General features: G+C 35.2%; 7 protein-coding genes. 2 read left to right on the top strand and 5 right to left on the bottom strand.

What is annotated here, in order from left to right; all coding sequences use genetic code 11:
* Positions 1-57: 57 nt before the first annotated feature.
* The 4 genes from B0A80_RS08575 to B0A80_RS08560 all read right to left on the bottom strand — a co-directional run bounded on the left by B0A80_RS08575 (position 58) and on the right by B0A80_RS08560 (position 10,467).
* Positions 58-6,942, bottom strand: coding sequence for a non-ribosomal peptide synthetase (locus B0A80_RS08575; protein ID WP_089077013.1), 6,885 nt, complete (start codon positions 6,940-6,942; stop codon positions 58-60).
* Between the two features lie 247 nt (positions 6,943-7,189).
* Positions 7,190-7,699, bottom strand: a complete 510-nt coding sequence (locus tag B0A80_RS08570) for a UpxY family transcription antiterminator (RefSeq protein WP_233430731.1) — start codon at positions 7,697-7,699, stop codon at positions 7,190-7,192.
* A 405-nt stretch (positions 7,700-8,104) separates the two neighbouring features.
* Entirely contained in the window at positions 8,105-10,129 is a 2,025-nt protein-coding gene (locus tag B0A80_RS08565; RefSeq protein ID WP_233430730.1) for a tetratricopeptide repeat-containing sensor histidine kinase, read from the bottom strand.
* Positions 10,130-10,233: 104 nt separating this feature from the next.
* Entirely contained in the window at positions 10,234-10,467 is a 234-nt protein-coding gene (locus tag B0A80_RS08560) for a hypothetical protein (protein ID WP_089077011.1), read from the bottom strand.
* 218 nt (positions 10,468-10,685) lie between these two features.
* Here B0A80_RS08560 and B0A80_RS08555 point away from each other — a divergent pair, with 218 nt between their 5' ends.
* Entirely contained in the window at positions 10,686-11,354 is a 669-nt protein-coding gene (locus B0A80_RS08555) for a response regulator (protein ID WP_089077010.1), read from the top strand.
* Between the two features lie 97 nt (positions 11,355-11,451).
* Here the strand turns inward: B0A80_RS08555 and B0A80_RS20765 are convergent, their stop codons facing one another.
* On the bottom strand, positions 11,452-15,960 hold the full coding sequence (locus B0A80_RS20765) for a zinc-dependent metalloprotease (RefSeq protein WP_165769235.1): 4,509 nt from the start codon (positions 15,958-15,960) through the stop codon (positions 11,452-11,454).
* Positions 15,961-16,390: 430 nt separating this feature from the next.
* On the opposite strand from B0A80_RS20765, the gene B0A80_RS08545 reads away from it, so the two are divergent.
* Positions 16,391-16,807 (top strand): acyl-CoA thioesterase, encoded by a 417-nt coding sequence (locus tag B0A80_RS08545; RefSeq protein WP_089077009.1) that lies wholly within the window; start codon positions 16,391-16,393, stop codon positions 16,805-16,807.
* Positions 16,808-17,026 lie beyond the last annotated feature (219 nt).

Here is a 17,026-nt window from a genome sequence, read left to right as displayed (position 1 = left end):
TATATTGTAGGGATTACAAAAGGTTTATTTGAATGTTGTATTGATTTTACAGGATCACTAAAAATTGATTTCGATATTGATTCTGGAAGCTTCCAGTTGTTTTTCACGTTCGGTTTTAAAACTGTAGGCTCCTATTTCATGTTCTATGCCTTTTGACAGTTCTTCCAGAAATACCAGATAACGTTCGGCAAAAAGGTCTATGGTATCTTTGCTAAAAACCTCTTTTCTGTATTCAAGGGTGAAATTGGAACCGTTTGAAATTACCCACAAGTCATATTTAACCTGTTCTGTAGCTACACTTTGTGCTTTTGCCTTAAGATTTTCATTGATCGTAAATTCATCGTGAGTAAGCTCATTCCAGGTAAAACCGGTATTGATAAAATTGCTTCCTCTGTCTCCTCTTTCAAATTCTAAATCTCTCAGAATTAAATCGATTGGGTACATTTGGTGCTCAAAAGCTTTTGACAATTTGTGCTGAACCCCTCTGATTATGGTTTCAAAAGTTTCATTCTGATGAAGTTTAACTCGTATGGGCAGCAGGTTAACATAGTACCCCAGCTGATCTTCGAGATGGGCATGAGCCCTTCCGGCAAACGGAACTCCTAATACGATATCCGATTGCTCCGTTTGTAGATGCAGAAAACTGAAAAATGCGGCTAAGTGAAACGAAAATTCAGTGACATTAAGTTTTTTAGCGATTTTCTTTATGGCTGAATTGACCTCGGCATTCAGGAAAAAATTAATTTTATTATCCTGATCTTCAATATCATCCGGAAGCATATACTCATATTTATACTGTAGCGGTTTTAAATGCCCCTGCAGCTCCTTCATCCAATAAGCATTGGTTATAGCGTTTGTTTCAATCTGAGTTTTCAGCCAATGACTGTATTCTTTGTACTGAATGTCTAATTTAGAAGAAGGCAGAACCGCCTCTTTTTTCAATATTGAATTGTAATTACTACTGATCTCTTCTATCAGAAGCTGCAATGACCAGGCATCGGATATGATATGATGAATTACAAATAACAAAACATGATGTTGGGAATCGATGCGAACTAATTTTGCTTTGAATAAAGGCCCTTTGAACAAATCAAATTCAAAATTGCTTATTTGCTTAATTTCCTGATGTAGTAACAGCTCTTTGTCATTAAAGTCGCTAAAATCTTCGCATCCAATCGAAAGTTTAAATTCTTCTGATGGCGTAATGAACTGTCTGATACTTTTTTCGTCATCTTCTTTAAAAACAGTTCTCAGGATTTCATGCTTTTTGATAACCCGATAGAAAGCTTCTTTAAACGCAATAATGTCAAGCGTTCCGTGAAAATGATATACGGCCGGAATATTATAAGCCACTTCATTCCCTTTAAACTGACTTACCATCCAAAGACTTTTTTGTGCATACGACATCTCGTATGAAGCCGCCGCAGAAACTGCTGCAAGAGGTTCAAAATTCTTGGAGAATGATCTCTTTATGAGTTCGGCCTGATCTCTTAAAACGGAATGTTCAAACAGCTTTTCAAAAGGAACGGTAACCTGTAACTGTTCGTTTATTTTATTAATCAACTGCCCCAGCTTGAGACTGTGCCCTCCGAGATTAAAAAAATCATCGATCGCACTGATGGTCTCTACTGCTAAAATATCTTTCCAGATAAGTGCTACTATTTTTTCAATCCTTCCTTTTGGTTCCACATAACCACTATTCGTCTCGTTAGTTTCATCGATATTCGGAAGTGCTTCTTTGTCTGTTTTTCCATTTGGAGATAAAGGAATAAAAGGAACCTCAACATAGTATTGCGGTACCATATAAGCAGGCAGTTTGCTTTGCAGATAGGCTTTTAAATCGTCTTTAGAAATAGCATTAGCAACTGTGTAGTATGCCACTAAAGTATCAGCGCCTTTAAACGGTTTTACCGCCACCACAACTTGTTTTACCTCCGCTGAAAATTGCAAGAGAGCATTTTCTATTTCGTCCAGCTCTATTCGATAACCTCTTAGTTTTACCTGATGGTCTTTTCTGCCCAGGAATTCAATATTCCCGTCCGGAAACCATTTAACCATATCGCCTGTATCGTATAAAATACTTCCTTCAACAAATGGGTTTTTAATAAATTTAGCTGCCGTAAGTTCTTCTTTATTCAAATATCCCAGAGCTACTCCTTCTCCGGCTAGATAAAGTTTTCCAACAATACCCAGTGGCGCAAGCTGTAGATTTTTGTCTAATACATAAGCCTGTGTATTGGAAATAGGTTTTCCAACCGGAATTGTTTTATAAATCTTGTCTTTTTCTAACTGGTAATACGTACTATAAGTTGTATCCTCAGAAGGTCCGTACAGGTTTCTGATTTCTGCTGTAGTGTGCAGCAATTCTCTGGCGATATCTACCGGAAATGGTTCACCCGCTAAATTGATGATACTGGCATTTTCTAATGAAGAAAAATCTTCCTCCATCAGACTTCGTATACTGGAAGGAACTGTATTCAGTAAAACTTTTTTATCGGTTTTTAGTTCTTTACTTATCTCCAAAGCATTGCTAAGCAGTTTTATAGTCTTTCCAACAGATAATGTAAAAAACATTTCATAGGCCGAAAGATCAAAACAATGTGAGGTTACGGCATAGACCAAATCAAAACGTTCTGTATTGAATTCTTTTTTAGCCCAGTACAAGAGTGCTGTAACATTTTTATTGGTAATCAGAACTCCTTTTGGTTTACCTGTTGTTCCCGAAGTATAAATAACATAAGCCAAATCTTCGGCTTTGTTTATTTTTAGAAGATTTTCGGTACTATAGTGGTGTTTCTTTACCTGAAATTTACTCCATTCGTTTTCGTCAATTACAACTTTGCAATTACTATCTTCTACAATATATTTTATGCGATCCTCAGGATAATTAACATCCATCGGAACATAAGCTGCTCCTGATTTAAGCACTCCTAAAATGGTTAGGAGCAAGCGCTCATCTCTTTTTAAACGAACACCAACTAAATCGTTAGGTCTGATCCCATAATTTTCTCTCAGATAATCGCCCAATTGATTGGATTGCTCGTGGAGTTCCTTATAAGTCAACTGTACATCATTAAAGATAAGGGCACAATCATTTGGTGTTTTGGCTGCCTGAGACTCCAGCAGATCAACAATAGTAGCTTCTTTCGGAAAGTATATTTCAGTAGCATTGAATGTTTTAAGTAACAATTCTTTTTCTGTTTCTTCTAAATATTCAATAGCATCAATCGTAACGTTTGCATCATTGAATACAGTTGTCAACAAATTCTCGAGATGTTTGAAGATCGCATTAATCCAAAAGGCATCGTATAAATCGGTATTGTATTCCAGACTTAATAACAACCTTTCCTCCTGCTCCGTAAAAATAAAACTAAGATCAAACTGAGCAGTATTTCGTTTCACTTCATAAGGCTCTATCTCAACTCCCAGCATTGGAACATTGGTCGATAGGGTGTTTAATTGTGCCTGATTTTGCAGTACGACCAACACATCAAACAAGGCCGATCTTGAAGCGTCTCTTTTTAAATTAAGTTTGTTGACTAAAGTACTGAAGGAATAATTTTGATGTTCATAAGCCTCGATTAAGATCTTTCTTTGCAGCTCTAGTAAGGTCGAAAAACTATTCGTTCCGTTTATTTCGGTTTTAATCGCTAACGTATTTAAAAATAATCCCAGCTGGTTTTCCAGATCCGGGTGCTCCCTTCCGGCTATCGGAGTGCCCAGAACGATCGTATTCTGATTTGTATAGCGGTACAACAAAGCGTTGATTCCGGCCATTAAGGTCATGAACGGGGTAACAGTATTCGTCTTGGAAAAATGTTTTAATTTTGATAAAAAGGCCTCCGAAAATTGATGCGAAAGTGTATTGCCTTTATAAGTTTGTCTGACCGGACGACTTCTGTAACTTGGCAATTCCAAAACAGGAATATCTTCTTTAAATAGAGACAGCCAATAATTTTCTGAATCTAAAACTGCTTCTTCGTTTTCCTGTGACTGTAACCATATCGCATAATCTTTAAACTGAATTGCCGCAGGTGAAAAATCAACCGGTTTTTCCTGAATCAGATTATTGTAAGCAGCTACAATCTCAGCAAACATAAGCTCTAACGACCAGCCATCACTTATGGTATGCTGTACCACCAATGACAGAATATGTTCGTTTTCTTCTGTTTTTAATAGTGCTGCTTTTAATAATGGTGCTTTCGTTAAATCAAAAATAGCCGCTTGTTGTTCCTTTAAATATTGAGAAATCTCTTCTGTGCTCTTATTCAGATAATTTTCATGAGTAAGAGCAAAATTCCATTCGCCTTCTTCTAAAATGTACTGACTTATTTCGCCATCATAGCCCGCTTTAAAATACGTTCTTAAAATTTCATATTTAGCGATTAAAAGACGAAAAGCTTTTTCGAGTTTTGAAACTTCCAAATCTCCTCTAAATTTTAAGGCTCCGTGCATGTTGTACGCACTATTACCGCCTTCGAACTGACTCAGCACCCAAATTTTATGTTGTGAAGAGGTTAACGGGTAATATTCCTGCGCTTTCGCTTTGGGAATTACCTTATAACCTCCTTTTTGTATTTTTTGACTTATCTGTGCAATAGTAGGCGTTAAGAAAAACTCTTTATAAGAAATAGATCCCTCCAACTGTTTGTAAATAAGATTGATCACCTGACCGATCATTAAACTGTGTCCTCCCAAATCGAAAAAGTTGTCTTCGATACCTACTTTTTCGATCCCTAAAATTTCCTGCCAAATAGTAGTCAGTGTTTTTTCTGTTTCACTTTTCGGAGCTGCATAATTTGCATTTGATACCTGATTCAACGGCAAATTTTCAAGAACCTTACGATCAATTTTTCCGTTTGGTGTCAACGGAATTTTATCCACGCCAATCAAATAATGCGGTATCATAAAAGCCGGAAGCTTTTCCTTAAGGTAATTTTTTAAAATTTCGTGATCTGTCACTTTAGTTTTAGTGAAATACACCACTAAATTCTGCACCTCATTTTTCGACAATACCAGAGCAACGGCTTGTGTAATATTTTCTGAAAAAGAGAGCACTGCGTTTTCAATTTCTCCTAATTCGATGCGATATCCTCTTAATTTTACCTGATAATCTTTTCTTCCCAGAAAATCAATAGTGCCATCCGGAAGCCATTTGGCCATGTCTCCGGTATCGTACATTAAAGATTTCTCTTTAAACGGATTCGGTATGAATTTTTCAGCAGTTAGTTCAGGACGATTCAAATATCCTTTTGACAATCCATCACCCGAGATGTACAATTTTCCTGCTACACCAACAGGAACTAATTCTAAATTTTTATCCAGTAGGTAAACCTGAGTATTCGCTAGTGGTTTGCCTATCGAAACTGAAGCAGTGTACTCTTTTCCCGCTGATAATCTATAAACTGTACTGTACGTTGTATCTTCCGATGGGCCGTATAAATTTCGTATCTCGGCATTAGTCTGTAATAATTTCTTAGCAATATCAACCGGAAAAGGCTCACCTGCCAAATTTATTATCGCAGCATTTTCTAAACGGTATCCACTTTCTATAGTATTACGAATGCTCGACGGCACGGTATTGATCAATACCTTTTTATCGTTCTGAAGCGCTTCTCCAATTTCGAGTGCATTGTCCAGAATTCTTATTTTTTTTCCAATAGATAAAGGATAAAACAATTCGTATACCGAAAGATCAAAGCAATAAGAAGTTGCCGCATAAACCACATCAAAAACGGCAGCGTTAAACTCCTCCTGAGACCAATAAAGTAAAACAACTGCATTATGATGCGTAATCATAACCCCTTTCGGGTTTCCGGTGGTTCCCGAAGTATAAATGATATACGCTAAGTCCGCAGACTGATTTAGTCTTTCAGGATTGCCTGTTTTATAATTGTCTTTACGACTAAGAAAATTTCGAAATTCATTTTCATCTATAAGCACTTTACACTGACTGTCCTCTTCAATATATTTGATTCGCTCCTCAGGATAATTAACATCGACAGGCACATAAGCCGCACCGGATTTAAGAATCCCTAATATAACAACTGCTATAGATTCGTTTCGTTCAAGCTTTATTCCAACTAAATCGTTAGGCTGAATATCATACTCTTGTCTGAGATAATGGGCCAACTGATTCGCATGCTGATTCAGATCGTTATAAGTTAATTCCCTGTCCTTAAAAATAACGGCTGTATGAATTGGTGTTTTTGCTGCCTGCTCCTCAAATAACTCAACCAGCGTTTTAGTCGGATATTTTTTTGCAGAAGGATTAAAAGAGTTTAACAATTCTTCTTTTTCCAACGGAGTAACAACCGGTATTTGATCAACCGAATCATTCATAAAATGCTCAAGTTGCAACAGCCAGTTTGCATAAGTCCTTAAAAAATGAGCTGCCACATAATCCTCCACAAACGAAACATCGTAGGAAAGAGACAACTCGAATTCTGTATCGTTTTTGTTTACTGATAATGAAAACGGAAAGTTATTTTTTGTGCGCGCCGATTTTGAATTGTAGAAAAAGCCAAAAAGCGCATATTCAACAAAAGGATATTTTCCCTGTAACGTATCGTCGTAATCCGAATGTTTATAAACTTCCTGTAGTTCATTTTTAACCTCTCCCAAATAATCTTTAAATGATTGACCAGATGCGGAAATACTTTTAAACAATAATGCAGTTTCAGCATCAGTAGGTTTCGACGTAAAAATGAAACTCTCCACTTCAAAATAGCGTTGCAGTAAAGCAGTGTAAACCGCAATTAAAACGGTTAGTTCTGCTATTGCATTCTCACCTGTAATTTTTTTTAAAAACGAAAGATTGTCGGTATCAATTTGTATGTTCGTACTATTCCCATTTTGGGGCTTAACACTATTAATCAGGGATTTATTCTTAACTTTTGTTACCCAATAGTTCGAAATACTTTTTTGTTCGATGGTTGTCATTTAAAACTCTAATAATTTGATGGACATTTACTTCTTCAAGATGTGATGAAAAAAGTATAAGAATTCTGTTTAGTTATAAAAATTGTCTTTTAATAAAAAAGATCTAAATCATTATCGGCTATAATTCCATTAATTATATGGATGCTATAGATATTTAAACTATTACTCTTCTGCAGGAAAAAGCTCGTTCTTATTCAGAGTTTAACTCTATCATAATCGAAAGCCGGGCTTTTTACGCTCCATAATGTTAATTTTGCAAATAATAGGATGGAATTGTAGCGGTGATATTTTTCTGCAGCGAATCAATTCTAACCACAATTTTATTGGTGTTGTTTGTATTTAGTACTTCACATTCTAATCCTTTTAAAGAACCGTAAGAGATCGTTTTAAAATCTCCAACACTAAATTCTTTAACATGCGTTTCGACCTCAGTAACGTCATTATTTAAAAGCAAAAGTTCAATTTTTCGCATTTCTTCATCACTGACTTTGGCATACTCCATTCCAAAACGGATGTACATGCAGGCCCCATTAACGGAAAGCGTTTTATAAAAATCTAATGAAGAATTTATCTTTACAAAAACATAAGAAGGGAAAAGCAATTTCTGAATACTTTTTTTTCTGTCCGTACGTGCACTCTGTACCTGAATGGTTGGTAAAAAAGCTTTAATAGACAGATATCCAAGCATATCAAATACTTTTCTTTCATGATGACATTTAACATATAAAACGTACCAACCATTGTGAATTGACTTCATAAATAACACTCCATTTTTTTAATAGCTTCGCTGTCCTCGGTTACGAGGATACTCTTCTTAATGCGGATTTGAAAAATTAAAACACATTTTATTTACGGCTAAAATAGTAGTAGTCTATATATAAAAATTACGGACTTTTTAAATAAAAACTACGGGCTTTCATATTAAAAAGCATCAAACACTGATAATAAATCAAATACTCACTGTTTCTGTGTGGAAAGCGAAAACGATTATAACCCTCTAAAAACCAACCACTAAGAAAAAAGTCGATTTAAATATTTTGGTTTAAAAAAAATCGGGGGACGGAGAAGTATTTTATTTTAAAAAAAACAAACCCGACAAGTTTTGAAAACCTGTCGGGTTTATATTTCACGATATAAGTCAAAAATTAGTCGTTTTTCAGCGTCAAGTCAGCTCCCGAATATTAAACTGGACTTCAATTTTGGTTCCTTCTCCAATTTGTGATTCAATACTAAATTTACCTTTTAGCGAACTGGTTCTTTCTTTCATATTGCTCAAACCAATGCCCTCTTTTTTAGTTGAAGTATCAAATCCCTGACCATTGTCAGTAATTGACATTCTTAGGACACTATTAGCCTCAAACTGAATTTTAATTTCACATTTTGTGGCATTCGCATACTTGTTGATATTTAAAATCGCTTCCTGGATAATGCGGTATAAATTAATCTTATAAATGTTTTGAATAGCCGACCATTCAAAATTTTCGTCGGTTGTATAGCTAAATTCAGTATCACTAATACCCTTTTGACCTTCGACTAAACTTAACAGTAAAACATTGAAGTCATTACCATCTAAAAAAGAACTGTGGCTCAGATCATGTGATACCATTCTAACCTCATTTTCTATATTTTGCAGTTCAAAAATATATTCCTTCCTTTTTTCAATTATCTCCTTCTCTACCTTAGAATTAAAAAAGCCCAGATTCATTCGGACGCCATAAATTCTATTCATAATTCCGTCATGAAGTTCTTTTGCAATTTTAGATTTTTCATTATCTCTTGCATTGTTTATTTTTTCATGCTGTTCCATCAGCAATAAGTAGATTTCCTCGTTTGCAGACTTTTGCTTTTTAAGGAACTGAAATTCTTTATTTTTATACTTGGAATATCTTAAAATAACAACAATCAGCAATACAAAAATTGACGCAAATGAGAGGATTAAAATATAGAAATTTTTCTTCGTCAGAATCTTATTTTCGTCTTCAATTCTGGAAGTTTCATACTCAATTCTTGCATATTTATTATGTGCATTTTTTTGAACAATATTGATGCTATCACTCAAATTAATGTACTCATTTGCATAATAGAGGCTATTTTTCTTATCCAGAGTAGAAAGCAGTTTTAATGACGTTAAAATTTCATTACTGTTCTTAATTCGCGTAGCTAACAAATTGGCTTCTTTCAAAACTTCTATTGCTTTAGCAGTATCTTTTTGTGTTAGAAAATACTCTCCAATGCGGATCTTTTTATATAAAATATCTGCTTCATCTCCTTTATTTTTCAAAATCTCTAATGATTTGGAGAACATTTCATAAACATTGTCGTATTCCCCGATTTTCATTTTAGAATAGGCCAGATTACTCAGAACATTAGCATACAGACGAGGCCAATTTTTCTCTAAATCACTTGAAAGTAAACCTTGCAGCTTTGCTATAGACTTTAAATATTCCCCTTTTAAATCATATAGATTACAAATATTAATCGTAGCGGTAACATTGTAATTGGTTATTTCATCTTTGTCAATATGATTCAGCTTTATCTTTTCCAGATTATTCAAAGCCATACGATGGTACCACAATGCTTTATCATAATTGACCAGCTTTTCCAGGCAATTCCCCATTAGGGCATTACAGCAATAGAGCAACTGTTGATCTTTAGATTCTTTTAAATACTGCAAAGCTTTGGAGATTTCAACCTCACATTCAATATAATTTCCATCATAAAACAAAACATAAGCTTTGTTAAATAACATCCGTCCCGTATTATCGTAATCCGACAATGTAGAATATACTTTTTCGGCTTGCAAATAATAAAAATAAGCGCTGTCCTTTTTTACATTTCCATAGCTGTCGCCAATATAATAAAATGCTTTTGCGATTCCTTCTTTGTCGTCAACCTCTTTAGACAATCTCAAAACCTCTAAACTGGCCGCTAAAGATTTCTTTGGTTTTTTATTGTAGTAATATTCTGTGGACAGCTTAAAATGAAGATTTCTGGTAACAGAATCATTATTCTGATCCTTTAATAAATTAAATATGGAATCTAAATATTTTTCTTTCTCCTTACCATTTAAATGCTTGCCATCAAAGGAAATAGTGATTTTATCATTAGCATTCGCGAATTCATTTTTCCTGCAGGAAAAAAAAGTCAGCACAAGTAATAAGCAAACTATTTTAAAAGGTGTCGTCAAAAGTTTAAGTATTATTTTACAATTTCAAATATAGGGTTTTGAAATAAAAAGACTATAAGATTTAAAAATAAATCAAATAGTCTTTTTTATAAACACAAAAACATTTAGTCTTTTCTGGTTGGTCTTGTAATTTCGGGATCACCCTCAGTATTTAACAAGTCAATATCCGAATTAGTCGTTCCATTTACCATACTATTTGTTTTTGGATCTAATTTTTCATGCAATTTTTTTGATTGACTACTCTGAGTTTTCGGCGTTTCGTAATCATCATTTGTACATGAAAAAGTTAACAATGCAACAGCAATTAGCAATCCCGGAATAAATAACTTCGTTTTCATAAAAATAACTTTAATTGATTATTAAAACAAAAAAACACTAAACTCCGGATTAAAATGTACGGTAAATCCGTAATATTTCATTTAATTCATGTTAAAATTGGGACTTACACTAATTATCAACCATTCGACTAATCTCTTAAGTTGTAAAACAATCAAAATTCCATTACGGAAAAACCGTAGTTTTTCTTACATTTGTTTCCAATAGAATTAAACAAATTATGAATCTTAATATTTTGATCGTCGACGACCATCCAATGACGGTGGACAGCTATATCAATCTCTTATCTGATGGTGAGTTTCAGCAAAATTTACCAAATTTTATTAAAAGTCATAATTGTGAAGATGCTTACAATAAAATCATTCTTCATCACAAGCAAAATATTAATATCGATTTTGCTTTACTTGATATTAATCTGCCGCCCTACAAACCATCTAATATTAATGACGGTATAGATCTGGCCTATTTAATCAAGGAAAAATTTCCGAATTGCAAAATAGTACTCCTTACTATGCGCAGTGAACCTTTGACTGTCGACAAAATAATAAAAGGAATTCGGCCTGAGGGTTTTATTTCCAAAAGTGACATCAATTTTGAACAGTTTCCTGTAATTTGTAAAAACATTATTAAGGGCGAAATATTCAGAAGTGATACCATTGTTGAATCTCAAAGAGAACTGTTTAAGAAAAATATAAATTGGGACAATCACGACAATCAAATTTTAATTCTAATCTCTGAAGGCGTAAAAACAGTAAATCTTCCGGAATATATCCCTCTTTCAATGAGCGCTATAGAAAAAAGGAAAGCCAACATAAAAGATCAGTTATTAAAAGGAAAAGGGAGCGACAAAGATCTAATTGAAAAGGCTAAAACGCTGGGATTATTATAACAAGATCAGTATTCTCCTTTTTTATTTAAAGACACAAAACAAAGGAGGCTGTCCTTTCAGACAGCCTTCCCTTCAATCAATTTCTATTTAAAATCTACTATTTTATTATCTTTTTATCAGGCTGTGCCACACCGTCTACTTTCACCTTCAAAAAGTAGAAACCGTTGGTAAGATTACTGCCATCTACAGTTATAGTGTCATCATTGGCATCGTATGATTTAACAAACATCTTCTGTCCTAAACTGTTATAAATTAACACCTCTACTTTTTTCCCTGAAAATGAATCAGAACTAATGTTTATGACATCATTAAACGGATTTGGATAAGCTTTAAAAGCTACTTTGTTTTCAAAATCAACACTGCCCAAAGTAGGAAAAGTAAAAGGATTAACTGTAGCGGGCGTTGTAATTAAAGCTTGCGGTCCTGCACTGTAGGCATATCGTATTACTGCAAAACTTTTTCCGTCTGTACTTACGGCTGCTTCAAAATAACCATAATAAGGAATGCCGTTTTTAACAAATGTAAATCCAATGAATCCCGTTTTTCCATTCCAGTTATTATAAGCAGGACTGCTAATCATTGCATCTCCTGACGAATTCCAGTTGTTGCTTCCTCCAATTGTCTGATTGGTTCCAATAAAACTAATTGAACTTGTTCCTGTTTCACTTACTAAACCGTTATTGGTCAAAAATTTCACGCCCTCTTCGCCATACTGCAGCTTAAATTCGGTATCGTTTCCATCTACCTCGGCAGTAATTCTGAAGGATCCCGAAGGACTCGCAGCCGAAACTACTATCGGGGTCGGTAAATCTACTTTAACCACCACATAAGCATTTGTAAAAGTAAAATCAGTAGTAAACGATTTATTTTCTAAAACTGCTGATCCCCCGGTAATAGCCGGATTTAAAAAGGTAATTGTGGTTGTAGTTACATTGGCTGCCTCATTAGCAATGGCTTTGCCCTGATAACTTACCTGAACCGTAGTGTTATTTACTACACTCACACTGGCAGTTAAACCCGATGGTAAACCTGTTATAGTAAAATCCGTCCCCTGAACTAAATTGCCTGAACTTTTTGTAAAAGTTCCACCATTTGTTGTCAGCTGTACCGTTACTGTGGTTGTAAAAGTTCCGTTATTTGTTAATTTATCTTCAGCGATTGTTGTCGGATTGTTACTCATCTTAACCACACCCAACTGGAGAGGCGTAGTAATTGAAGCTGTAGGAGCTGTATTATAGGCATATTTACTGATCGTATAACTCTGGCCATCGGCACTTACAACCGTTTCAAAATAACCATAATAAGGCACTCCATTCTTCGTATATTTAAAACCTATAAAACCTGTTTTGCCGTCCCAAACTGTATAAGTACTGCTTCTTAAAGTAGGAACTCTTATCCCGTTCCAATTGCTTGCTGCACCAATTGTAACGTTATAGCCTAAGTACGAGATATTATTAATTCCTGATTCGCAAACCAAATCCTTATCATAATTTTCTAACTTTAAGTCATTGCCGTCAATAAATAACCCGTAGCTGGTATGATCTGCATCTGCCGTAATATTAAACGGATTCCATTTGGAACCTGTAACAGATACTGTTAAAGGAGTTGGAAGATCAACATAAATAATTTTATAAGCGTTCTTAAAAATAAACTTAGTTGTAAAATAATCCGTATCAAGAATCGCAGCTCCTCCAGTAATTGCAGGATTCAGAAAAGTAACAGTCGCCGTGGCTGTATTTGAAGCTTCATTGGCCGTCGCTTTACCCGTATAACTCAACTCAGCTGTTGTACTGTTCAATAAAGTAATTACAGGAGTCAAACCTGCTGGCAATCCTGTAACGGTAAAATCTGTTCCCTGAACTAAATTTCCTGAGCTTTTTGTAAAAGTCCCACCGTTTGTTGTTAACTGAATTGTGATTTTTGTTTCAAAACTTCCATCATTAGTTACAGCATTTTCATTGATTTCATCCGGTGTGGTGGCTAAATGAACAGAAAGATCTGCCGGAATATCCTCCGTAAGTATGCCTGCCAGAGGTTCTGTATTGTAAGCATATTCTAATAATGTGTAAGCAGTTCCTTTAGCATTTACTTTCACCTTAAACCAACCATAACATGGTTCATCAGCTATTGTAAATTTAAAACCAATATAGCCCGTCTTACCATCCCATGATTTATAACCCGCATTTCTTAAATTGTGCAGATCAGGATAACTGCCCCCTTCAATAAAATTACTGTTGCCATCAATAAGTTGATTGGCTCCGATCAAACTCATGTTTAAAGAATTACCCTCACAAACAATAGACTTTGTATAGGTTTCTAATTTAAGATCACCCTTATCCACAAAAACTCCATAATCCTGTTGATCGGCATCCGCTGTAATTCTAAAGAATTTCCATGTATTTTCAGCATCCACGGTATAATTCAGATCTTTCACATGTACAATCGCATAAGGATCTCTGAAATTAATTTTAACAGCTGCAACAGAAGTTGACAATACTGCCACCCCACCTGTAATAGCAGGATTTAAAAAGGTTACTGCTACCTGAGTACTATTTTCTTTCAAATGCACCGCAGCATTTCCTGTAAAAGCCAATTGAACTTCGGTAGTACTTATTACATTTAGTTTAGCCGTCAGACCAGCCGGAACACCTGTGATCGTATAATCAACTCCGGGAGTTAGTACTCCTGAATTTTTGACAAAAGTTCCATTGTTCGTCGTTAATTTAATAGAAGAAATTTGAGAAATGCTTCCATTATTAACAGCACTCTCCGAAAGAGAAGCCGGCGAAACACTTAACGCCACTTTATCTGTGATTCCGGTATAAATGGTTCCGCCCGGTTGTGTATTATAAGCATATTCTACAATACTGTATCCTGAACCGTCTGCAGCAACAACCGCTTTTAACCAACCGTAACATTTTTCTCCATCAATGGTGTATTCGAAACCCAAATAATCCGTTTTTCCGTCCCATGCCTTATAAGAAGAGGTTCTAAGATCTAATTGGTTCGGATATGCTCCCGGCGCTGTAAAATTACTGCTTGCATTAATTGCGGCATTAAAGCCGAGAGGAGTAATATTATTAGTTCCTGTATTGGTTACCAGTCTTTTTCCGTAAGTTTCAACTTTTAAATGATTGGCTGCGAATCGCCAGGCACCATATTTTACATCATCTCCTTTTTCAAGCGCAAAATATTTCCAGGTAGACGTTGACGTAACTGTCATATCGGGTATATCCACATAGAAAATACCGTAAGGATCTCTAAACTTAAAATTCCAACTCAAACCATCACAAAGCATACCACTCACTCCACCATTTAATGCAGGGGCTAACAATGTAATTTCACCGCTGACAGTATTACTGGCGTTATGATTCGTTGCCGTTCCGCTTATAGTAACGGTAGCCTGATTACTACTGTTTATAACAATCGCAGCACTTAAGCCAGCGGGCAGATTAGAACTAAAATCTACCCCGGAAGTTAAAGCTCCCGACGATTTCGAAAAGACGGTTCCATTTAAAGTAATTACAGCGTTGCCTGTAACCGTTCCGTTATTAGCAATATCTTCTTTAAAACTTGTAACATTTGTGGTTACACTGCTTCCGGTTGAATTAACACCGGTATCGATCAAATTTTGTGCTGACCATAATGTTTTTCTTGCAGCGTGTTGTAAAGCGGCAAGCATTCTCGCTACCTGTCCTTGTGTAAACATCTTACTGCATCCTTGTGCAGCATTGTACCCCATATAATTCTCGATATTTACTTTGTCACCGTCGCAATTCGTTCCCGGTACACAGCCTAAAGAATGTTTTCCGTCTTCTTTTGGAGTATCATCCACTTCATCAGTCCCTGTGCAGCCACCATCAAAAGTATGGATCAAATTCAGGAAATGACCAAACTCGTGAGTCAGTACCGAGGCAAATTCTTTATTGGTATTTTCTCCCAGATAAGCTCCGTTATAAACGCATCTTGCCAATTTATTATCGGACATCCACGAATCCGGGTACCAGCAAACTCCTGAATTATTGGTAGCTCCATCAGCATACAAATCATTCTGAATGTAAACGTTCATGTACTTGTAATTGTCCCAGGCATCTGCCTGAATTTGGCTATCGTACCCACTCCCGTTACCATATCCGTCTTTTTTTCTTTCAAAAATTACACCAGTAGTACATTTTCCATTGGGATCTATCTGTGCGAGTTTAAACTCAATATTTAAAGTTCCCCTTCTTGCCTGAAAAAAGGGCTCTACAGTATTGAAGTCATCATTCAGACCCTGAAAATCCTCATTAAGATGTTTTAAAGCTGTTTGTATTTTTTCAAGAGTAACTGTTTTACCATTAAACGATGTACCATACACGTGAAAAACAACCGGTATGGTATAAGTAGTATTTACCGAATTTTTATTGGTTTTCAGCTTTTTAGCGTATTCTTTACTAAAAAAATTAAACGCTTTACTTTCTTTCAATGAACCGGGGTGGTTCTTTAATTGTAATTCATTGACCTCTTTTGTGCGACAGCTGTGTGAAGGCTCGATTAGATCCTGTGCTTTAATTCCCTGCATACTCCAGAGGCAACACAATACTAATAAAAGTAGTTGTTTTTTCATAATACTTGTTTTGGTTTAGTTTTGTTATTTTGTTAATTATTTACAGCACACATAATTTAAATCTTAATTTATTACGATTTGAATTAAAATACTCCACTTATTATATGAATTAACTTTTCAAATCTAACTTTAACCCAAATGTTATCTTTATGCTATATTAGTATGAAATGATATTATATTATTGTTTTTCAGGGTGACACGATTTTTTAACACAACTTATCTTCTATTTTTCAAAGTTCAGTTTAAAAATTGAGAAGTTTTTTTTATCACGAACACTAAAAAAGAGCCCCTAAATGAAGTTTACAAATTGGTTTTGAATGCTTTGTATTTTCACTTTTATAAATCCGGGATTCTAATCTGATAAAATGATTCAAACACTACAATATAAAATAAGAAAATACGTTCAAACAGTTCTAACTTTAATTACATTATGGAATATTCAAAAAATTACACTGCTGCGGATGCACACATAGACATACAAGGAATTATGGACGGTTTATATTACCCTTTTTATATGGAAGAATGCCGTCATGACTTTGTTCGGGAGGTTTTAGGTTTTGATTTTGTGCAACAGGCTCAAAATGGCGTATTTATGGTTTTATCCGAATACAGTATCAAATTTATCCGCTCGCTAAAAAAAGACGACAATTTTGATGTTACTTGTGCTGTTTATACCGATGCTCAGGGATTACCGCGTTTGCATTTCAAACAATCGATTATCAAAAATGGAAAAACAATGGCCACGGCTGTATTTACAGGAACCTGTATTCCCGCTACCAGAGGCAGACCATATTTGCCTGAAGAATTGAAAACAAATTTTGTTGATGCACCTTCATTACAGCTATAAGTAGAGAAAAATCTCTTCCGAAAACATAATATAAATCAATTTCTCTTCTTTGGGATTAGGCTTGTGCCCTTTCAGGGCTAAAACAATCATTATCAATATCCCTTTCATAGTGCTTCGCACTATGCTAGAGTTAAGGCTCTTTCAGAGCGATAGATGGTATTACACAGGTTATGCAATACTTCCTTTACCGCAAAGCTTTTTTAAATTATAAAACTCCTG

The sequence above is a fragment of the Flavobacterium tructae genome, assembly GCF_002217475.1.
Taxonomy (GTDB): domain Bacteria; phylum Bacteroidota; class Bacteroidia; order Flavobacteriales; family Flavobacteriaceae; genus Flavobacterium; species Flavobacterium tructae.
Note: the sequence above shows the minus strand (reverse complement) of the source record. Positions and strands in the feature narration are given on the sequence as shown.